15 protein-coding genes and 1 pseudogene are annotated in these 20,846 nt (G+C 47.3%); 12 read left to right on the top strand and 4 right to left on the bottom strand.

Annotated elements, in window-relative coordinates:
• Window positions 1-28: 28 nt before the first annotated feature.
• From DMB88_RS28175 to DMB88_RS28165, 3 genes and pseudogenes are all read left to right on the top strand, one after another.
• Window positions 29-2,364, top strand: a pseudogene (locus tag DMB88_RS28175) (helicase C-terminal domain-containing protein).
• A 200-nt stretch (window positions 2,365-2,564) separates the two neighbouring features.
• Entirely contained in the window at window positions 2,565-4,043 is a 1,479-nt protein-coding gene (locus DMB88_RS28170; RefSeq protein ID WP_128103945.1) for an alpha-amylase, read from the top strand.
• A gap of 338 nt (window positions 4,044-4,381) precedes the next feature.
• On the top strand, window positions 4,382-4,984 hold the full coding sequence (locus DMB88_RS28165) for a hypothetical protein (RefSeq protein WP_128103944.1): 603 nt from the start codon (window positions 4,382-4,384) through the stop codon (window positions 4,982-4,984).
• A gap of 140 nt (window positions 4,985-5,124) precedes the next feature.
• Here the strand turns inward: DMB88_RS28165 and DMB88_RS28160 are convergent, their stop codons facing one another.
• Window positions 5,125-5,871 carry an MBL fold metallo-hydrolase gene (locus DMB88_RS28160; RefSeq protein ID WP_128103943.1) on the bottom strand — a complete coding sequence of 249 codons (747 nt, stop codon included), beginning with the start codon at window positions 5,869-5,871 and terminating at the stop codon, window positions 5,125-5,127.
• Between the two features lie 205 nt (window positions 5,872-6,076).
• On the opposite strand from DMB88_RS28160, the gene uxaC reads away from it, so the two are divergent.
• The 5 genes from uxaC (at window position 6,077) to DMB88_RS28135 (ending at window position 11,897) form a co-directional block, all read left to right on the top strand.
• The gene (uxaC, locus tag DMB88_RS28155) at window positions 6,077-7,519 is read left to right on the top strand and encodes a glucuronate isomerase (protein WP_128103942.1); all 1,443 of its coding nucleotides are present in this window, start codon (window positions 6,077-6,079) and stop codon (window positions 7,517-7,519) included.
• A gap of 238 nt (window positions 7,520-7,757) precedes the next feature.
• Window positions 7,758-8,057: a helix-turn-helix domain-containing protein gene (locus DMB88_RS28150; protein WP_128103941.1), complete on the top strand. Its 300-nt coding sequence runs from the start codon at window positions 7,758-7,760 to the stop codon at window positions 8,055-8,057.
• Between the two features lie 11 nt (window positions 8,058-8,068).
• Window positions 8,069-8,299, top strand: a complete 231-nt coding sequence (locus DMB88_RS28145; protein ID WP_128103940.1) for a MarR family winged helix-turn-helix transcriptional regulator — start codon at window positions 8,069-8,071, stop codon at window positions 8,297-8,299.
• Window positions 8,296-10,023: an ABC transporter ATP-binding protein gene (locus DMB88_RS28140; protein WP_128103939.1), complete on the top strand. Its 1,728-nt coding sequence runs from the start codon at window positions 8,296-8,298 to the stop codon at window positions 10,021-10,023. The genes DMB88_RS28145 and DMB88_RS28140 overlap by 4 nt, the downstream gene beginning before the upstream one ends.
• Window positions 10,020-11,897: an ABC transporter ATP-binding protein gene (locus DMB88_RS28135; protein WP_128103938.1), complete on the top strand. Its 1,878-nt coding sequence runs from the start codon at window positions 10,020-10,022 to the stop codon at window positions 11,895-11,897. The genes DMB88_RS28140 and DMB88_RS28135 overlap by 4 nt, the downstream gene beginning before the upstream one ends.
• 186 nt (window positions 11,898-12,083) lie before the next feature.
• On the opposite strand, the gene DMB88_RS28130 is transcribed toward DMB88_RS28135, so the two are convergent.
• Window positions 12,084-12,695: a hypothetical protein gene (locus DMB88_RS28130; protein ID WP_128103937.1), complete on the bottom strand. Its 612-nt coding sequence runs from the start codon at window positions 12,693-12,695 to the stop codon at window positions 12,084-12,086.
• Window positions 12,696-13,216: 521 nt separating this feature from the next.
• Here DMB88_RS28130 and DMB88_RS28125 point away from each other — a divergent pair.
• The gene (locus DMB88_RS28125) at window positions 13,217-14,113 is read left to right on the top strand and encodes a diacylglycerol/lipid kinase family protein (protein ID WP_128103936.1); all 897 of its coding nucleotides are present in this window, start codon (window positions 13,217-13,219) and stop codon (window positions 14,111-14,113) included.
• 39 nt (window positions 14,114-14,152) lie between these two features.
• Here DMB88_RS28125 and DMB88_RS28120 read toward each other — a convergent pair whose 3' ends face one another.
• Complete coding sequence (locus DMB88_RS28120; protein ID WP_128103935.1) at window positions 14,153-14,755, bottom strand: GNAT family N-acetyltransferase; 603 nt, start codon at window positions 14,753-14,755, stop codon at window positions 14,153-14,155.
• 116 nt (window positions 14,756-14,871) lie between these two features.
• On the opposite strand from DMB88_RS28120, the gene DMB88_RS28115 reads away from it, so the two are divergent.
• Window positions 14,872-16,344 carry a MocR-like pyridoxine biosynthesis transcription factor PdxR gene (locus DMB88_RS28115; RefSeq protein ID WP_128103934.1) on the top strand — a complete coding sequence of 491 codons (1,473 nt, stop codon included), beginning with the start codon at window positions 14,872-14,874 and terminating at the stop codon, window positions 16,342-16,344.
• A 2-nt stretch (window positions 16,345-16,346) separates the two neighbouring features.
• Here DMB88_RS28115 and DMB88_RS28110 read toward each other — a convergent pair whose 3' ends face one another.
• A complete protein-coding gene (locus DMB88_RS28110) occupies window positions 16,347-16,970 on the bottom strand; it encodes a TetR/AcrR family transcriptional regulator (protein ID WP_128103933.1) in 624 nt (207 codons plus the stop codon).
• Window positions 16,971-17,320: 350 nt separating this feature from the next.
• Here DMB88_RS28110 and DMB88_RS28105 point away from each other — a divergent pair, with 350 nt between their 5' ends.
• Window positions 17,321-19,543 carry an MMPL family transporter gene (locus DMB88_RS28105; RefSeq protein WP_128103932.1) on the top strand — a complete coding sequence of 741 codons (2,223 nt, stop codon included), beginning with the start codon at window positions 17,321-17,323 and terminating at the stop codon, window positions 19,541-19,543.
• A 290-nt stretch (window positions 19,544-19,833) separates the two neighbouring features.
• Window positions 19,834-20,787 carry a nucleoside hydrolase gene (locus DMB88_RS28100; RefSeq protein WP_128103931.1) on the top strand — a complete coding sequence of 318 codons (954 nt, stop codon included), beginning with the start codon at window positions 19,834-19,836 and terminating at the stop codon, window positions 20,785-20,787.
• The last annotated feature ends 59 nt before the right edge of the window (window positions 20,788-20,846 follow it).

Genomic DNA, 20,846 nt, shown 5'->3' with positions numbered 1-20,846 from the left:
AGAGAATACTATGAGAACGGGTGATCGTATGACAACTACTATTCGAATATCGGTGCGTCCTTTGGTGGAATATGTGTATCGTAGTGGCAGTATCCGGCCAGGATTCCGCACCAATGCATCCATGCAGGAAGGAACCAGAATCCACCAGCGCGTTCAGAAGGGGTACACCGAGGAAGACCAGAAGGAAGTGGTGCTAGAGGCAGAACTTCAACATGGTGACCTGACTTATATTGTTGAAGGGCGCTGCGATGGCATCATTCGTCTTGAAGGGCAGTTAACGGTAGATGAGATCAAGTCTACGGCTGGCCCTCTGGATGAGCTGGGCGAAGGTCTTCCGGTACATTGGGCGCAGGCGATCATGTACGCTTATATGTATGCAGCAGTGAATGATGAGCCAAGAATGCAGGTGCAATTAACATATGTGCACACGGTGAACAGCGAAGAGCGACGATTCCGGCGCATGATGGAGCGGCATGAGCTTGAGCAATTTGCGGCAGAGGTTATCGCTGGCTACGCCCCTTATGCAGAGATGATTGCTGCATATGAAGAGAAGCGTGATGTTAGTGTACGCGCGCTTGGGTTCCCTTTTCAGAAATACCGGGAAGGACAACGGAAGTTAGCAGGAGCCGTGTACCAGACGATCCGTGAGGGCAAGGGTTGATGGCGAAGGCCCCCACGGGCATTGGCAAAACGATGTCGGTGCTTTTTCCTGCGGTCAAAGCCATTGGAGAGGGTGAGGCTGAAAGGCTGTTCTACCTGACGGCAAGAACGACAACAAGAGCTACCGCAGAAGAAGCCTTCGCACGAATGCAGGCTCAGGGATTAAACATTCATGCGATCAGCCTAACCGCCAAGGACAAAATCTGCTTCAAAGAAGAAGAATCCTGTGATGCAGGGCAGTGCAGCATGTGCGAGGGATACTATGACCGTATCAATGGAGCAGTACTGGACATGCTGGAACATGAGACATTAATGACGCGCCCTGTCATTGAGCAGTACGCTCGCAAGCATCGCGTCTGTCCGTTTGAATTCTCACTCGACGCAGCCTATGCTGCTGATGCAGTCATCTGTGATTACAATTATATTTTTGATCCACGGATCTCGTTAAAACGCATGCTGGAGGAACAGAAGCGCAGAACCGTCGTTCTGGTGGATGAGGCGCACAATCTAGTGGATCGTGGCCGGAATATGTTCTCGGCTGAGCTGGTGAAGTCTGTTTTTCTTGAACTAAAAAGAGAATTCAAAGAATTAGCCAGCAGTGTGCCTGCGGCTAAAGCCATCTCTGATCGTGCCGGTGGTGTGGATACGTACCTGCTAACCATCCGCAAGAATGGCGGAGATGAGGATAAATTGTATAACCAAGAAATGCCGGAAGAGCTTATTGATCTGCTTGAACCGTTTGTGATGGCTGCCGAGCAGTGTCTTCTGGAGGGAGGATCGGGGCATGCTGAGATAGATGAATTGCTGCTGGATGGCTATTTCACCGCTCAGAATTTCCTGCGCATCGCCAAGTTGTATGATGAACGGTTCATGACTTATGCAGAATGTGAGCGCAGTGAAGTGCGAATTAAGCTATTTTGTCTGGATCCGTCCGCCCTGCTTCGTCAGACGGCCAAAGGTTTCCGCAGCGTCGTGCATTTCTCAGCAACGCTATCTCCGATGAGCTATTACCGGGATATGCTGGGAGCAGGGGAAGAGGACTATACGTTACAGGTGCCTTCCCCATTCTCTCGCGAACAGTTGGACGTGCGCCTCATGCCATTATCTGTTCGTTACAAGGATCGAGAAGCATCACGGCTTGCCATTGCTCAGCTACTCGATCAACTTGTTGCTGAACGCCCGCGTCATAATTTGTTGGTCTTTTTCCCTTCCTATCCGTACATGCGTGAAGTGCATGAGACGTATATGCGAGTGTTTGCAGGGAGCCAGGTGGATGCTGTCATGCAGGAACAAGGTATGAGTGAAGAGGAGCGGGATCAGTTCTTGAACGCGTTCCAGCCGAATCCGGAGCGAACTCGACTGGGCTTTGCTGTTCTTGGCGGCGTATTTGCCGAAGGTGTGGATTTACCTGGTGATCGACTGAACGGCGTCGTGGTGGTCGGTGCAGGGTTACCGCAGATTGGTCTAGAGAACAATGTGCTTAAAGATTATTTTGATCGCACAGGGCGCAGAGGGTTCAACTATGCTTATATTTTCCCAGGTATGAACAAAGTGCTGCAAGCAGGTGGCAGGCTCATTCGTACTGAGCAAGACCACGGCATTCTGGTATTGATTGACGACCGGTTCACGCAGGAACCGTATCATTCGCTGTTACCGGAGGAGTGGAGAGACTACACGCTGATTCACCCGAATAAGGCCAGGTAAGCTGGGCTGAAACAAAATCAGGAGGCAACACTGACCTCTACATGTGCTCTGTCATAGCATGGCTAGTGGTTATATTTTTCTGCTCGCATGATTGAATAGGGGGTCTAGCGGGTTATTACTTGGTTAGCAACCGAACGAACTACGGGATACGTATACACTCCGAGGTCCGCTTCGTAAGCACTAAAGGAGGTCTGTTTGTAATGAAAAGAAACCATACGATGATGCAGTTTTTTGAATGGCATCTTAGCGCAGACGGAAACCACTGGAAGCGATTGGCCGAGATGGCTCCTGAGCTAAAGGCCATAGGAATTGACTCGGTGTGGGTACCCCCTGTAACCAAAGCAGTGTCGGCCGAGGATACCGGATACGGTGTTTACGATCTATACGATCTGGGCGAATTCGATCAAAAGGGCACTGTACGCACCAAATATGGCACGAAGCAAGAATTGGTGGAGGCGATTGCCGAGTGCCAGAAGAATGGCATTGTCGTCTATGTCGATCTCGTGATGAATCATAAGGCAGGCGCGGACGAGACGGAAGTATTCCCCGTGGTTGAGGTCGATCCGAATGATCGAATGAAGGAGATATCTAAGCCTTTTGAGATCGAGGGCTGGACCAAGTTTGATTTTCCGGGTCGGGGAGACCAGTACTCCTCCTTCAAATGGAACTATAAGCATTTCAACGGAACGGATTTTGATGCAAGGCAAGAGCGCACAGGTGTATTCCGTATTGCCGAAGAGGGCAAGAATTGGAATGAAAACGTCGACGATGAGTTTGGTAACTACGACTATCTCATGTTCGCCAACATCGACTATAATCATCCGGAAGTCAAAGACGAAATGATCGAGTGGGGCAAATGGCTGATTGATACGTTGCAATGTGGCGGCTTCCGTCTGGATGCGATCAAACATATCAATCATGAGTTCATCAAAGCATTCGCTGCCGAGATGATACGGAAACGGGGTCAGGATTTCTACATTGTAGGCGAGTTCTGGAACCCCAATCTGGATGCATGCCGGCAGTTCTTGGATACGGTGGATTATCAGATCGATCTATTCGATGTGTCCCTACACTATAAATTGCATGAGGCGTCTCTGGCGGGTAGAGATTTCGATCTCTCCAAAATTTTCGAAGATACTTTAGTGCACACACATCCTACGCATGCCGTGACATTTGTAGATAATCACGATTCTCAGCCGCATGAGGCACTTGAATCCTGGGTTGGGGATTGGTTCAAACCAAGTGCATATGCACTGACGCTACTGCGTCGTGACGGGTACCCGGTAGTCTTTTACGGAGATTATTACGGCATCGGTGGCCCTGAACCTGTTGAGGGGAAAAAAGAGATCTTAGACATTCTGCTCTATGCACGCTGTCATAAGGCGTATGGCGAGCAGGAAGACTACTTCGACCATGCCAATACGATTGGTTGGGTGCGCCGTGGTGCGGAGGAGTTCGAGGGCTCCGGCTGTGCTGTGGTGATCTCCAACGGAGACGATGGGGAGAAGCGTATGTTTATTGGTGAACATCGGGCTGGAGAGGTCTGGACGGATCTTACACATAGCCGCGAGGAGAGTGTAACGATTGAGGAAGATGGCTGGGCGACGTTCCATGTTAATGGTGGAAGTGTAGCGGTATGGGCTCTGCCAGATGAGGAACATACCTCAACGTCATCCTAGTTGTTAGTACTGTAATAGCCTTACATCAAGGACAATAGCTCAAGTGTAGAAGGGGGTTGCGCGTTAGCCTGAATGGCTGGCGTGGAAGCCCTTTTTGTGCTGGGTACGTGTGAGCTAGAGAAGAAAAGAGGAGATAACAAGATCGGGAATAGGAACAGGATAGGAGAAGGTATAGGTAGGGTCATACGCATAAAAAGTAACCCATCCTTATCTATTTGTGATATCCTTAATTGGTATTATAAGCCAAATGTATAAATGAATTAAACTTTTCGATGGTCGTTCGATCGGCTTGAGTTATATATAAATCAACACCAATGAAGACGAGGGGAGGGATGACATTGAGCAGGCCAATATGGACAGCATTATGCATGATCATGCTCATACTGTGCTTAACTGCATGTACCTCTGATTCGGCGATGGGCCAGGTGAAACGCACCGACTCCTATACACTAAACAGTGAAAGGAGAGATCTCGAGGAGCGCATCAAGAACAATCGAGATTCCTTTCAGCAGACTATGTCTGATAAATACACGCTGACAGCGACCGTTAATGTGAGTCATGAGGCAGATGGAGATCGGATCACCTATGATGTTCTTGTGAATGATGTGCAGATCCCACTTGCCAACGTTATTCAATCCTTTACGCTTGCACCCGCTATGATGAATGTGATCGACGCAACGGATCTGCTGAACACCAATACATCGAATGATTATGAAATTAACCTAGAACCGAACAATGAACCGCTCGGATTAAGCATAGGTCGGAGTTACATATTGAAGCCCAAAGCAGATATCAGCCGGAGCGCCCTTTCTGACTATCAGAGTATGTACATTAAAATTTCGTATGGCTCAGAAGACGAACGAACGGAAGATTACTTTTATATTCAGGCAGAGCCATCCACAGAGGCTCAGGCATACATGGAGTCACTTTCTAATGAATAAGAACAGACACTTGTCTCGCTCCAGTAGAGCATTGGAAGTGGGACAAGTGTCGATGTAGGCATTTATTTTGTTAAATATGCTGGTGTATTGGTGTATAGGAAAAGGAAAGCTTGAGGAACAACGCAATCTCCTATACTTACCTACGTATCAAGCTCGAACGATTCCAGTGTACCCGCCATTCGTAGGTCATGCTGTTGATTGAATTCAGCCCGCTTGTCGGCATTCGCATACTCATCGTGATAATGCATGAGCACAGTCTTCGCTCTAACTTGAGCAGGCAATTGCTCCAGATCCTTCAAAGAGGTATGTGACTTGATAACGAGGTCATGCATATGGCATTCATGGAATATAAGCTGCACATTCTCGGCAACCTCTTCCACACGCTTCCAGTCAAGTGTGCTATCTGCACTGTAGTAGAAGTAAGGTTTGGCCATCAGCCCATTGCTGACCATTCCCGGTACATGCTGCGTACGGAACGTTTCAAACGTAACACCGCCCAGCTCGAACGTTCCTCCATCGGGTAGTGGAACCACATCGTAATAATCACTCATCGTACGTTCCCCATCTGTCGTATAACGCATACCAGGAGAGAGAATGCTCCACAGCGGATCGACCAGCTCTTCATGGATAAACAGACGTGGTTTCCGGTCACCCACAATCTGAGCATAGTATCCAAGCATCTGTACACCGTTAATATGGTCTTCGTGCAAATGCGTAATGAAGACGTTATGTATATCTGTCATCGGCAAGCCATATTGCTTCAATGCCTTCGCGTTCGATTCTGGAAAATCGATCACTAGATGGGTATCACCGAATTCAGCCAATACACTGTTATGGTGTTGGTCTACACTGAACATGTCTCCTGTACCGAGAAATGTAATTTTCATGCCTTCATCTCCTTACATGCGATCTTCAGATCAGCATAATTGTGATTAAAACCAGTATACCTTGTTCAACCGTATATGCCTAAATCAACCTTTTTTGATAACGCTATCATTTTGTATTGAACTTTGGTGGCAAACAGTGTAGCGTACAAGGTGGGAAGTGAACCCATATGAACGTAAACTCACCTAAAGGGAGCGTGCATGATACATGAAATCTTTTCTTGATGAACAATTTCTGCTGCACAACGAAACGGCGGTAAGGTTATATGAGGACTACGTCAAAGACATGCCGATTATTGACTATCATTGCCACCTCAGTCCTCAGGAGATTTATGAGAATAAGACCTTTGGCAACATCACAGAAGCCTGGTTATATGGAGATCATTACAAATGGCGTCTCATGCGCGCAAACGGAATTGAAGAGCAATACATCACGGGCGGCGAGGGTGTTACCGACTATGATCGTTTTCTGGCATATGCCAAAACCGTACCGATGATGATTGGCAACCCATTGTACGCTTGGTCTCATCTGGAGCTACAGCGCTATTTTGGTGTCTATGAAGTATTGAACGAGAAGAGCGCACCATCCGTCTGGGAAAAAGTAAATGCCAAGCTGAACAGTGAAGGGTTCGGTGCGCGAGACTTAATCACGAAGTCCAATGTGACAGTGGTATGTACGACGGATGATCCGTGCGATTCCTTGGAATACCATCTCAAGATTAAGGAGATCGAAGGATTCGAAACGGCTGTGTTGCCGTCTTTCCGTCCTGACAAAGGACTGGAGTTGAATCGGGAATCCTTTACCGAATGGGTAGGCAAGCTATCTCAAGCTGCGGGTACGGCAATTGAGGACTATGATTCCTTCCTTGCGGCACTAGAATCCCGAGTGGAATTCTTCCATTCTGTTGGCGGCCGTGTGTCTGACCATGCGCTCGATTATGTTCCATTTGGCGAAGCAACACGTGAAGAGGCAGGAGCGATTTTTGCCAAAGCATTTGCGGGTCAGAAAGTCACCCGTGAGGAAGAGGATAAGTACAAGACGGTGACGCTGACCTTCCTAGGGAAGCTGTATGCCGATCGGGGCTGGGTGATGCAGTTCCATATCAATGCCGCTCGTAATAATAACAGCCGGATGTTTGCGAAGCTGGGGCCAGATACCGGATATGATTCCGTGAATGATACACCACTTTCTTCGGCTGTAATCGGTCTATTGGATGCGCTTGAGCAAGAGCAGGCACTGCCCAAAACGATTCTGTATTCTCTGAACCCACGTGATAATGAAGTGCTCGCCGCAATTATGGGCAGCTTCCAAGGCGGAGGTATTCCAGGTAAAATTCAGCTTGGTGCTGCTTGGTGGTTCAATGATACCAAGGACGGCATGTTAGCTCAGATGAGAGCACTTGCGAACGTGGGCTTAATCAGTCGCTTTGTCGGCATGCTGACCGATTCACGCAGCTTCTTATCCTATACTCGGCATGAATATTTCCGCCGCTTAGTATGTAATCTAATCGGCGAGTGGGCTGAGCAGGGCGAAGCTCCGCAAGATATGGAGCTATTAGGTGAGATTGTACAAGGCATTGCCTACAACAATGCTAAGACGTATTTCCCGTTCTCCCCTGCACTGCAGACGGCTTCGGCTTCCCAGAGCTAATTCGAACGTATACGATTAACTCGACCATTTAAAATTACATTTCCCAACCACGGCGATCTTATGCCGTGGTTTTTTGGTGTTTTGGAACAAAATAGAACAGAGTTGACTTTCATATTTGTCGGAAATATAATTAGGTTACCTAATTAATTGGTCATCTATTTAATTGTAGTACTATATAATAGGTATACTACGGTAATTGAATTCAACAGGCATGATCGCCTGATAAGGGGAAGACCATATGGCTGGCATAGATCCGGTCGCTCAGAAGCTTTTATATTCCATCATGCAGTTTAATAAGGGCAAATGGAGACAACATAAACCGCATGGGCGCAATCACAATGAAATTATGGTACTGGGGTGTTTGCTTCACGGTATGCATCCGGGAGAACGTCTGAATTGGCAGGATAATCCGCCTGACTTCAATCACTCCTTCAAATCTAATCATCCGGGACTGAAGGTTTCGGAGATTAGTGCTTTGCTTCGCGTGAAGTCACCAACCATTACACCCGTCATACGGGACTTGAGGATGAAGGTTTAGTAGAACGAACGATGGATCCAGAGGATCGACGTGCAGTGCGCATTACGATTACTGAGGCAGGCCGGGCAATCATTCGGGCTGCTCACGAAGAGCGCATGGAAATTTTCAATAAGCTTGTCGAGCATTTAGGCGAGGAAGACAGCCTTCAGTTAGCTGCGTTGCTTACGAAGGTGTACTCCTTTTTTGATAGCAAAGTTCCCCAAGAATCAGAAGCAAATGCACAAGGAGACGATACGCCATGATGAAACTGTTTCGTATGCTGAAGCCATACCAAATTTCCGTTTATTTCATTCTAGGTCTGGTGCTATTGCAGTCTCTGGCTGAACTATACCTGCCTACCCTGATGGGAGACATCGTGAATAAAGGGATCATTCGGGGAGACATTCCTTATATCTGGAAGATCGGTGGCTTTATGCTACTCATCGCCATTGCTGGAACCGCCTGTTCCATTATTGCCAGTTACCTATCTTCGCGCACGGCAGGGGGATTTGCCAAACAACTTCGTAGCAGAGTGTTCCGCCACGTAGAGAACTTCTCCCTGCAGGAGTTCGATAAGATGGGCACAGCTTCGCTTATTACCAGAACTACGAATGATATTACACAGGTTCAGAATGTGTTAACGATGATGCTGCGCATGATGATTATGGCTCCATTGATGTGTATCGGTGGTATTGTCATGGCGGTATCTCAGGATGCTAAATTATCTACCATTTTCCTCGTTGTGCTTCCTGTATTGGGTGGTGCCATTGCACTGATTGGTTCGAAGGGGCTGCCACTATTCAAAAAAATCCAGAAGAAGCTTGATCGACTCAATCTGGTGTTACGTGAGCAATTAACGGGTATTCGGGTTGTTCGATCTTTCAATCGTGGAGCACATGAGCGTGCTCGCTTTAATGGAGCCAATACCGATCTAAGAGATGTCTCCATTAAGGTCAATGTACTTATGGCAACACTGATGCCGATCATGATGCTTGTTATGAATTTCTCGATGATCGCCATTCTATACTTTGGTGGTATGCGAATCGATAGCGGGAATATGGATATCGGTTCACTGATTGCGTTTATCCAGTATGCGATGCAGATTATGTTCTCCCTCATTATGGTCTCCATGATCTTTGTCATGATTCCAAGAGCATCGGCTTCAGCAGAGCGGATTAACGAAGTGCTTGATATGCAGCCAGATCTGAGTGATCCAACGCAGCCACGTAAGATGAATGCACTTCAAGGAACGATTGAATTCGATAATGTTACATTCCGTTACCCGGGTGCGGAGAATGCTGCGTTATCCAATATTTCTTTTACGGCTCGTCCTGGGGAGACCACGGCAATTATCGGTGGTACGGGTTCAGGTAAATCCACATTATTGAGCCTTATTCCGCGATTCTATGACGTTACCGAAGGTACTGTGCGAGTGAATGGGACGGATGTGCGTCAACTGAAACAGGAAAATTTACGAGCGATTATTGGATTTGTGCCGCAAAAGGCAGTGCTGTTTACCGGAACCATCGCAGAGAATATCCGTCATGGTAAGGATGATGCCACGATGGAGGAAGTTGTACATGCGGCTCAAACGGCGCAGGCAGAGAACTTCATTTCCGAGATGAAAGATGGCTATGACAGCCTGATTGCACAAGGTGGTAATAACGTTTCGGGTGGACAAAAACAACGTTTGTCCATTGCACGCGCACTAGTGCGTCGCCCTGAAGTATATATCTTCGACGATAGCTTCTCTGCACTCGATTTCAAGACAGATGCTAAGCTCAGAGCTGCACTGAAATCAGAGACGACGGAAGCGGCAGTGCTGATCGTTGCTCAACGGGTGAGCACGGTTATGGATGCTGATCGGATTCTTGTCATGGATGAAGGTCGAATTGTTGGTTCAGGAACACATCAAGAGCTGCTCGCGAACAACGAAGTGTATCGTGAAATTGTATCGTCCCAGCTTACAGAGGAGGAGATCGCATGAGTGAACGTACAGAACGCAAGGCGCCCAAATCCGGTATGCCCGGTCCTCCTGGTGGCGGCATGGGAATGCGTCCCCCAGTGGAGAAAGCGAAGGATTTCAAAGGTACACTTCGTCGGTTGGTTCGCTATCTGCAGCCACACCGTTTCCGGCTCCTAGGGGTTCTTATCGCAGCTATTTTAAGTACCGTCTTCAGTATTATCAGTCCAAAAATTATGGCAGAAGGTACGAATATATTAAGTGAAGGCGCTATTGCCATCTATCAGGGCGTACAAGGTGCAGGGGTTGATTTTCCTGCATTAATCAAAGTGTTGTATCTGCTTGTGGGGTTATATCTGTTCAGTGCTGCATTTATGTATGTCCAACAGTACTTAATGGCTGGCGTGGCACAACGTGTTGTGTACGACATGCGTGAGCAGATCAGTGCGAAGGTTGGACGCTTGCCACTTAAATATTTTGATTCCCGTACTCACGGGGAGACATTAAGCCGGGCAACGAACGATGTGGATAACATTAGTAATACGTTACAGCAAAGTTTGGCGCAGTTTATTACCTCTGTCGTTACGATTGTTGGGGTCATCATTATGATGCTCACCATTAGTCCGTGGATGACATTAATTACGCTTTTGACTCTGCCGCTGAGTGTAGTTGTGGTGGTAGCCGTGGCTTCCCGTTCACAAAAGCATTTTGCTGGACAACAGAAATCACTCGGTGAGCTGAATGGTCATGTAGAGGAAATGTATACAGGACATAAGGTCGTCAAAGCATTTGGGCGTGAAAATCAATCTGTCGAACAGTTCGAAAAGGTCAATGAAGAGCTGTATGAATCAGGCTGGAAAGCCCAGTTTATCTCGGGGATTATTATGCCGCTGATGTCGTTTGTCGGTAACTTAGGTTATGTTCTAATCTGTGTGGTCGGCGGGATCTTTGTTACACGAGGCGCGATTACCATCGGGGATATTCTTGCCTTCACGCAATATTCTCGTCAGTTCACACAGCCGATTAACCAGATTGCGAACATCTCGAATATTATTCAATCCACCATTGCTTCGGCAGAGCGGGTATTCGAATTGTTGGATGAAGAAGAAGAAGTCCCTGAGTCTAACAAACCTGTGGCATTGCAGCAACCGCAAGGTGCTGTAGCTTTCCAAGGTGTCAATTTTGGATACAAAGACGATGAGTTACTCATCCGTAATATGAACATTGATGTGAAGCCAGGTCAGACGGTGGCTATTGTTGGGCCAACGGGTGCTGGTAAAACGACATTGATTAACTTGCTCATGCGTTTCTATGAAATTCAAGACGGGCAAATTACGATTGATGGTGTGAACATTCAGGATATGGAGCGCAGCAAGCTGCGTAGCTTGTTTGGGATGGTGCTTCAAGATACCTGGTTGTTCAACGGAACCATCCGTGACAACATTGCTTATGGACGTGAAGGGGCAACAAGTGAGGAAGTATATGAGGCTGCAAGAGCCGCGCATGCCGATCATTTCATTCGCACCCTTCCTGACGGATATGATACGGTACTGAACGAGGAAGCATCGAACATCTCCCAAGGACAGAAGCAACTGCTCACGATTGCTAGAGCGATTCTGGCTAACCCAGCTATCCTCATTCTGGATGAGGCAACAAGTAGTGTCGATACACGGACAGAAGTGTTCATCCAGAAAGCGATGAATGATCTGATGCAGGATCGCACCAGCTTCGTCATTGCCCATCGACTGTCCACCATTCGTGGTGCGGATCTTATCCTCGTGATGGATCATGGTAATGTCATTGAGCAGGGTAACCATGAGGAGTTAATGGATCGACAGGGCTTCTATGCGGATCTGTATAATAGCCAGTTCGCAGAGCAACAGCCGCAGGCGATCTAAGATATTTAAGTTAGGTTAAGTTAGATCGTTGATATATAAAGAAAAACAATAACCAAACAAGACTGAGCAACCCTAGTGGGAGCTCAGTCTTGTTTGGCTTCAGCTTATAATGTTTTCATTAAAGCCCCATTCAATCTGAAACATACAATATACATGCATGAATTCGTTGGTCAGACTATTGAAATACTAGTCTTGATTGGCTTTGCCCGTAACTGCGCTGCTCTTATCCTTGTTCTCTTTAGTGACTTCTGTGGAGTCATGCAATTGAAGCGTAGCTTCATCCTTATCCGATGTACTCAGCGCAGAAGGAGGCATTTCACCTGGGATGGCTTCGCGTTGTTCAATCATACGTTTAACGACCTCATAGCAGTCATCAACGTGTTTGTTCCCGACATAACGCATTCCTGTATAGCTGAGCGTTGCGGCTAATCCTTGCCCAGCAATGGGTACAAATTTGGCGACTGATTTGGTAGCTACACGTATGCCAATGCGCTTCAAGATTTGGACGACCAGTTCTTTGGTGACCATTCGTCCAATCACTTTGGAGCCGATGGACATCACGAATCCGTAGATCATGGATTTGGTCTCCGGATCCATGCCTTCAAGCTGTTTTTGTGATAATCCGAATTTATTGTTAATGGCAGGCAAGAGCTGCATGAGCATTCCTACATCGGCGAGCACATCTGTACCAGGCAACGGAACGAGTGTGGTGCCGAAGGAAGCGGTGGCTCTTTTTCGAACCATGGTGCGGCATTCTTTGCGAACTTGCTCCAATTGTTCCAATGTTGCTGGAATCATAGCAATCCCTCCATTCGTTTATGGTATACATATAACCGTTTTGAACGAGTTTGAATGGTACCTCTGTCACTGTAAATTATAGGACTACAATTATAGAGGTTGTTCAAAAAGTCCGCTTTTGATTACGAAGGATGCCTGACGGCATCTTAGCTTCGAATATGGGATTCAGCCGAAATGTCCGTTGCTCACGTAGCTTAATCTACGCTCCGCTACTCCATTTCTATCTTCATCCCATCTTCTCGGTACTGAAAACCGACCTTTTTGAACATGCACTTATAGAGCTTATTTCCAATAAGTTGTGGAACAAACATGGCTCTCATACATGAGCATAGCAAAAATAGTCAACCTTATCCATCGTGGATAAGAGGCTTTCTTCAAAATGAACAGCGGCCTTTCTGAGGATAAGCATGGTATAACTGTGGTTACATTTTTCATCACAACGGGTAAAGGGTTAACAAGCATAGGATGTGTCTATTCTCTTCGAGAGTCTAAGTTCACATGCTAGAATGGAGGAAACAGCGATGGAGTTTAACAAAGCCTTGTTAATTCATCATCAGCATGCGGGGAAAGCCAGTCGAGTTGACTCATTAGGCATTGCATCAGGCATACTAGCACCAGCAGTTCGCGAGCTTGTTATTGTTCGAACGGACGAGCCTGGTGAAGGTGAGCGACTATGCCGGGAGCGTGGGGAACAGTTCGATGTAGTATTTATTCTTGGCGGGGATGGTACGGTTCATGAATGCGTGAATGGATTGGCGGACCTTAAACAGCCTCCACTTGTTGGCATATTGCCAGGAGGTACCTGTAATGATTTTGCGCGTTCGCTAGGTATTTCTCCAGATGTGGAAACAGCTGCACAGGAAATGTTGAAAGGACACCAGATGTCTATTGATCTTGGACGAGCCAATGACCGAGTATTTACGAACTTTTATGGAATCGGATTAATCAGTGATACATCACAAAATATAAATGATCAATTAAAAGGTGCACTAGGCAAGATTAGTTACTTCATCAGCACCTTACAAACGATAAGCCATGCAGAGCCATTCCGCTATCAATTAGTGGCAGACGGGGAGAAAATGCAGGGTGAAGCGGTTATGATCTATATTGCGAACGGGCGTTTTCTGGGCACCAACACGTTACCTTTTGCAGCAGATTCCCTTCAGGATCGTAAGTTGGATGTGCTCATTATCCATGATACAGGTATCCCTTTGCTACGGGAGATCTTAGCTCATAAGCCAGAGGGAGAATGGCAGCCTCAGCATGAGAGCATCAGTTATTTCAAGGCAACCAGCTTGAAGCTGGAAACTGCAACGCCTATGCTGGCCGATACAGATGGCGAATTATATATGAAGACACCCGCCGAACTGTCGGTGTTGGCGGGTCATCTGACTTTTCTGACCGGAGATGAGTTTTAGAATCCCGGTTTCTTTCTTTTGCACATCATGGGGGCTAATCTAAGCTTGATCTACGCAGTACCTTTCTCGGTATTCACCTTCCAGCATGCTCATGCGAATCGCATCATGATACTGATGGTTGTAGAATAGTACGTCTCGGCTGATTCCTTCACGTTGGAACCCAAGCTTCTCATATGTACGAATGGCGCGTTCGTTGAAAGCGTACACCTCAAGCTCAATCCGATGCAGATTGCATATGCCAAAACCATAATCGAGCATAAGCAGCATCGCTTCGCTCCCATAACCTTTACCTTGATACTGCGTGTTGTCGATGGCAATGCGAATATGTGCACTACGATTTTTGGAATGCATGTCCATCAGGGCGATGTCACCGATGACTTGATCCGTTTCTTGTAAAGCAATCAACAACATGAGCCTGGAATCATCCTGGGCTGCATTCTCTACATAACGTTCGACTTGTGTACGTGTAAAACTATTCTGTGTTCCTGTAAGCCGACGAGCCTCGCTGTTGAATAATCCGGGGAAATAGGTATCCACATCGGCCTGCTCGAATGGGCGCAGATAGATACGTTCACTTTCTAGAAGACGTGGGATATGTATAGATGTTTGAGTTGTTTGAGTTGATTGGGTGGGTTGGGACATTGTTATTCCTCCTATTTGTAAACTGGCTCCCCTGATTATAGTCTAGTACTGTATACTGCAAAATGTGCAGTTATTAAAATTCGGGCAGGACAGATGAGGGACGAGGTGTAGGATTAATGAAGCAAATGCCGACATTGGAGGAAAACACGAGTAGACCCGTCTATGTACAACTCTCAGATCATATCAAACGGGAGATTATGCGTGGTGAATTGGCGGAGGATGCCAAGCTACCTTCTATCCGTAAACTGGCCGAAATGTTGGGAATCAGTTCGACTCCAGTCGAATGGGCATATCAGCAATTGATTGCAGAAGGATATGTGTACAGCCAGCCTCGTAGAGGCTTTCGTGTACGAGCTTTGATGGATGGTTACGGGGCGATTCAGCTTCCGATGGATAACAAGCTGCATCATAGGATCACACCCGAGCAACCCCAGTATCCGGATACGGATCAGTCTGCAATTCGCCCAATCAAGAATATGGCGTATGACTTTCATATGTCGCGTAATGATTTTAGTCTGTTTCCGTATGCGAAGTGGCAGCAATATATGAATCGAATCTGGCGCGAAGAGGCGGATGAGCTGTTGTTTTATGGTGATCCCCAAGGAGAATGGGGATTACGTTGTGAGATTGCCACCTATCTTGGACAGTTCAGGGGTGTGCGATGTTCGCCAGAACAGATAGTGGTGGGTGCGGAGCAGCATTTGTTAATGACACTGCTTGTACAAACGCTATTTAAGCTAGGCGGTATGCATTCGATTGGAGTTGAACGTCCGGGTTATCGCTTGCTGCCGGGCACATTCCGTCATTATGGTTATCAGGTTGTGCCCATTTCACTTGATGAGGAAGGTCTGGATATCACAGCATTGGAACGTTCTGGAGTTAAGCTGGTCGGTGTGTCCCCCTCACATCAATTCCCGATGGGCATGACGATGCCGATTGCACGAAGATTGGCATTGCTGGATTGGGCAGAGCGTGAACAAGCATACATCATTGAGGATGATTATGACGGCGAGTTTCGATACCATGGACGTCCGATACCATCGATGCAAGGGTTGCGCGAGGATAGTCGTGTCATCTATATGGGCGGTTTCTCCCAGGTGCTTGCCCCTGCCTTATGTATACACTACATGGTTCTTCCAATGGAATTGATGCATGGTTTCCGGGAGATGTACCAAGATGTCCTGTTTGAACAGTCGGCTTCCCGGCTCATCCAGCGGACGTTAGAAGTATTTATGCGTGAAGGAGAGCTTGGCAAGCATATCCGCAAAATGCGAAACCTCTATAAACGAAAACATGATCTCCTCGTTCAATCCATTCGCAGACATTTTGGCGAGCAAGCCGAGATTAGCGGACAGAATGCAGGCTTTCATCTGGTATTGCGTATAACGTCATCTCAGACAGCCCCAGTATTGGTACGCGCAGCAGCTGAGACGGGTGTACAAGTGAGTTCCACGGAGTATCTATGGGGAGAAGCCAGCAGTCCGAAGGATGGCAAAAAGGAATTTATCATTGGTTTTGCGGGTATTGAAGCCACCCAAATTGACCATGGGATTGAAGCACTCGCGAAGGCATGGCGCAGCTCTCCTTGATCTTAGTTCCCTTGAACAGCGCCATCCAGAAATAGGCCGACAAGTTGCTGGGCAAGCGCTGCAATGCTGGCATGCATGTTGCGTACATCTTCCCGATTCGCAAGCATGAGCAGGGACGTAAATGCATGAGCGAGCAGCATGGGGTTCGCAGGGCGGAGGTAACCATTATCCATCTCGCGCTGGAAATGTACAGCCAGCACCTCATAGATCTGTAACTCGGCCGCACGGATCTGGGTGAGTTGCTCTTCGTTTAGATAGGTTTCGGCTTCGCGCATCATCGTTTCTGTATCAATATGAGATTGCTCCATCTTCACCTCGGCTACATTCTGAAGCCGTTGCCGCAACGATCCGGGCTCATCTAGCCGTCGTGCGGTCTGCTGCATCGCCATAGCCATCATACGGGTAATGGCTGTTGTGAAAAGCTCAGGTTTGCTGGAGAAGTGGTAATAGATAGATGCCTTGGTCACATGACATTGGGACGCGATCTGTTGTAGGGATACAGGTTCGTATCCGTGTTCCATGAATAGCTTGGATGCCGTCATCAGAATTTTCGACTGCGTTGATGCTTGATCAGAGCCAGCCTTCGGTCTGCCAGGTGAGCGGGAAGTGCGTTGTTTAGAGTTCATTGTGGATACCTCTTTACGTAAAAGATTACTGTTCAAAATTGTTCATAATTTTAGTATTGCAAAATTAACCTTCCGGTATATATAATTAATTCGATTATACAATGACCCACGGTTCATTTCTATAATAAGTTCTATATAGATTGAGCTAATATTTACACCAGAACGGAGAGGACAGAAATAATTGAAGAAGCGAAGCGTTCGCCTTTATCACGGGATTTTTCCCTTTTGAGAAGGGAATCAAAAAAATCTGGGGATAACAGCGATCGGAACATTATTCTGTCATCGAAGTGGCTAGTGTAAATAGTTTAGATCAATCTATATATATATCAGGATAGGGAGATGAGAAGACAATGCAAGAAGGTTCGGGTTACGGCCGCTGGGTTGCTGGCAAACGAAGTAAGTGGGTAACACTTTTGGTGTGGATCATCATAGCGGTAGTACTCGGTTTAGTTTGGCCGGCTGTGAATGATCGGGAAACGAATAATGCTCAGGATCTGAGCGATTCTAAACCATCTGTGCAAGCTGCTGTAGTAGCTCAGAGAGAATTCCCTGGTGGGGAAGGCTTGCCAGCATTGATTGTATGGCATCAGGCTGGTGGACTCACGGATGAACATATTAAGCAGATTCAAGCGCTGACAGAGCGACTGGATCAAGACCCAGTGGAAGAGCAGCAAGCGGTAGTACCGCTGTATCAATTGCCACCACAGGCAATTCAAGGACAACTGTCCGAAGATGGTAGCACGCTTGTTATGCCGCTCTTCTTCAACGAAGGAGCCGATGCGGAGCAGCTGGAGAAAGGCATCGATGCACTGCAGGAGAAAACGGCAGAGATCTTCGGAGTGAACCCGTTTGAAGTAGCGGTTGATGATGCAAGTTCACTCAGCGCACGCGTTACAGGACCAGTCGGCATATCCATTGATGCCAGCGGATTATTCTCTTCTGCTGATGTATCGCTGCTCATTGCTACAGTTATACTCGTACTTGTGTTGTTGTTATTAATCTATCGTTCCCCGGTACTCGCGATTATTCCAATTATCGCAGTAGGGTTCGCATATATGGTGACGAGTCCGATTCTGGGATTCATGGCAGATCAAGGATGGATCACCGTTGATGCTCAGTCCATTTCAATTATGACGGTACTCTTGTTCGGGGCGGGAACGGATTACTGTCTGTTCATGATCTCTAGATTCCGCCAAATTCTCTACCATGAGCCGGACAAAAAGAAAGCTCTCTTCCAGGCGATTACGGGTTCATCCGGTGCCATTGCGATGAGCGGATTCACTGTCGTTGCGGCATTGCTTGTACTGTTACTCGCTGAATACGGGGCATATCACCGTTTTGCCGTACCTTTCAGTTTGTCCATCTTCATCATGTTTATTGCAAGTCTGACGCTGGTTCCAGCGCTGCTCGCTATCTTCGGTCGGGGGTCGTTCTACCCGTTCGTACCGCGTACACATGAGATGGAAGTAGAACGTGCCAAGAAAAAAGGCAAACCAGCTCCAGCTCCGCGCAAAGTGAAAGAAAGCTGGATCGGGCGTACAGTTGTTACGAAGCCGTGGACTGTGCTGATCGTAACCCTGGTGCTCCTAGGTGGACTAGCGACATTCTCAACACAGATCAAATTCACATATGACCTGTTATCTTCCTTCCCGGAAGATGTTCCTTCTCGTGAAGGTTTCACCGTTATTGGAGAACAGTTCTCCCAAGGAGAATTGGCTCCGGTGAAAGTCATCATTGATGCCGAGGGTCAGGAGACGGATCTACAATCCAAACTTGAAGCACTCGATTATGTAAGTAAAGTTGGCTATGCACAGCAGGGTGCGGAGAATGCGAACATTACAGCCTATGATGTAGAGTTCAATCTGAATCCGTACTCGATGGAAGCAATGCAGCACATTCCAGATCTTCGAGCAACGGCCGAACAGGCATTGAAAGATGCGGGAATATCAAACGCAGATACGCACGTATGGATTGATGGTCAGACGGCTGAGCAATATGACATTGAAGTAGCTGGAGAGCGAGATGCCAAGATCATTATTCCGGTGGTCATCGGCATGATTACATTGTTATTGCTGCTCTACCTGCGTTCTGTAGTCGCAACAGCATATCTAATTGCAACTGTCGTTCTATCCTTTTTCTCAGCACTGGGACTGGGGTGGCTCATCATCCATTACGGGCTTGGCGCCGATGCGATTCAAGGAGCGATTCCGCTGTATTCCTTCGTATTCCTTGTGGCACTGGGTGAAGACTACAACATCTTCATGATCTCAAGCATCTGGCAGAAACGCAAAACGATGCCGCTTCGCCAAGCCATTAAGGAAGGTGTAGGCGAGACCGGATCGGTCATCACCTCTGCGGGTCTGATCTTGGCAGGAACGTTTGCGGTACTAGCAACATTGCCGATCCAGGTATTAGTGCAGTTCGGGATTATTACGGCTGTAGGTGTAATGCTGGATACGTTCCTGGTGCGTCCATTCATGGTACCAGCAATTACGACATTGCTAGGAAAATGGGCATTTTGGCCAGGCAAATACGTTCCGATTGCGGAGAAACAGGAAGAGAAGCAGGTTTAATCTCTATCCTATGACTCGGTTATATAGCATGGATGGCGGTTACGATCTAACCGCTGTCCATGTTTTTTTGAATGATGATATAGGTACGTTGTCCAGTTTCTATCACCTAATCTGTGATGGAATGGTGGAACTGTAAAATATGAGGTAGATCTAAGGACGAGAAGCGCTCTCTTTGGGCAGGAAGGTTTACGTACACACAAGTTTTGGGACATAATAGAGTGAACGTTGGTCTAGCATGGCCGAATGTAATGAACAACAATGAGACAACCAGGGGAAGGATGAAAGCTAGCATGACGAATCAACTTAATGTGTACTTTAACCATGACGGCGGTGTGGATGACCTCGTATCGCTGTTCATGCTTCTGCAAATGGATAATGTGAATGTAACCGGGGTATCTGTTATTCCGGCAGATGGATATCTGGAGCCAGCAACGGATGCCAGTCGCAAAATAATTGATCGTTTCGGAACCTATTCCGTAGAAGTGTCCAAGTCGAATTCCAGAGGGAAGAACCCATTCCCGGCAGCATGGAGATTGCACTCCTTCTATGTAGATGCACTTCCAGTATTGAACGAGTCTGGCAAAATGGAAGCTCCATTATCCACTCTTCCTGCACATAAGCACTTGATTGAAAAGGTTCGTAATACCGAAGGCAAAACATTGCTTCTGTTCACTGGACCGTTGACTGATCTTGCGCGTGCGCTGGATGAAGCACCAGACATTGAAGAGAAAATCGACAAGCTGGTGTGGATGGGCGGTACGTTTGAAAAAGGTAACGTCGAAGAGCCAGAACATGATGGTACAGCAGAATGGAACGTATTCTGGGACCCAGAGGCAGCATATCGTGTATGGGAAAGCGGCATTCAGATTGATCTGGTTGCACTTGAAAGCACGAACAAAGTACCTCTCACGCCAGCAGTTCGTAACCGCTGGGCCGCAGAACGTCGCTTCGAGGGTGTGGATTTCTTGGGTAACTGTTATGCAGGTTGTCCTCCACTGGTGTACAGTGAGACGAACTCCACGTATTATCTGTGGGATGTACTGACAACAGCTTCCGTAGGTCGCGAGGATATCGTGAAGAAGAAAACGGTAAACTGCATCGTGATCCCGGATGGGCCTAGCCAAGGTCGCACTGTAGAGCAGGCAGACGGACGTCCAGTACAATTGGTGTACGATACCGATCCAGAAGCATTCTTTACTTACATGACGGATCTGGGCAAAAAAGCTGCTCCGCAGCGTTATTAATTCGGACAGCCCATAGGCGAGTCTCCATCTAATTAAATACAATAAGCCGCCCAGCAGAG

The organism is Paenibacillus sp. DCT19 (assembly GCF_003268635.1).
Taxonomy (GTDB): Bacteria; Bacillota; Bacilli; order Paenibacillales; family Paenibacillaceae; genus Paenibacillus.
Note: the sequence above shows the minus strand (reverse complement) of the source record. Positions and strands in the feature narration are given on the sequence as shown.

Bases quoted from the DNA above. Each gene is read 5' to 3' on its own strand.
- DMB88_RS28170 (WP_128103945.1), top strand. From the start codon at position 2,565: ATGAAAAGAAACCATACGATGATGCAGTTTTTTGAATGGCATCTTAGC.
- DMB88_RS28160 (WP_128103943.1), bottom strand. From the start codon at position 5,871: ATGAAAATTACATTTCTCGGTACAGGAGACATGTTCAGTGTAGACCAA.
- uxaC (WP_128103942.1), top strand. From the start codon at position 6,077: ATGAAATCTTTTCTTGATGAACAATTTCTGCTGCACAACGAAACGGCG.
- DMB88_RS28150 (WP_128103941.1), top strand. From the start codon at position 7,758: ATGGCTGGCATAGATCCGGTCGCTCAGAAGCTTTTATATTCCATCATG.
- DMB88_RS28145 (WP_128103940.1), top strand. From the start codon at position 8,069: ATGGATCCAGAGGATCGACGTGCAGTGCGCATTACGATTACTGAGGCA.
- DMB88_RS28140 (WP_128103939.1), top strand. From the start codon at position 8,296: ATGATGAAACTGTTTCGTATGCTGAAGCCATACCAAATTTCCGTTTAT.
- DMB88_RS28135 (WP_128103938.1), top strand. From the start codon at position 10,020: ATGAGTGAACGTACAGAACGCAAGGCGCCCAAATCCGGTATGCCCGGT.
- DMB88_RS28130 (WP_128103937.1), bottom strand. From the start codon at position 12,695: ATGATTCCAGCAACATTGGAACAATTGGAGCAAGTTCGCAAAGAATGC.
- DMB88_RS28125 (WP_128103936.1), top strand. From the start codon at position 13,217: ATGGAGTTTAACAAAGCCTTGTTAATTCATCATCAGCATGCGGGGAAA.
- DMB88_RS28120 (WP_128103935.1), bottom strand. From the start codon at position 14,755: ATGTCCCAACCCACCCAATCAACTCAAACAACTCAAACATCTATACAT.
- DMB88_RS28115 (WP_128103934.1), top strand. From the start codon at position 14,872: ATGAAGCAAATGCCGACATTGGAGGAAAACACGAGTAGACCCGTCTAT.
- DMB88_RS28110 (WP_128103933.1), bottom strand. From the start codon at position 16,970: ATGAACTCTAAACAACGCACTTCCCGCTCACCTGGCAGACCGAAGGCT.
- DMB88_RS28105 (WP_128103932.1), top strand. From the start codon at position 17,321: ATGCAAGAAGGTTCGGGTTACGGCCGCTGGGTTGCTGGCAAACGAAGT.
- DMB88_RS28100 (WP_128103931.1), top strand. From the start codon at position 19,834: ATGACGAATCAACTTAATGTGTACTTTAACCATGACGGCGGTGTGGAT.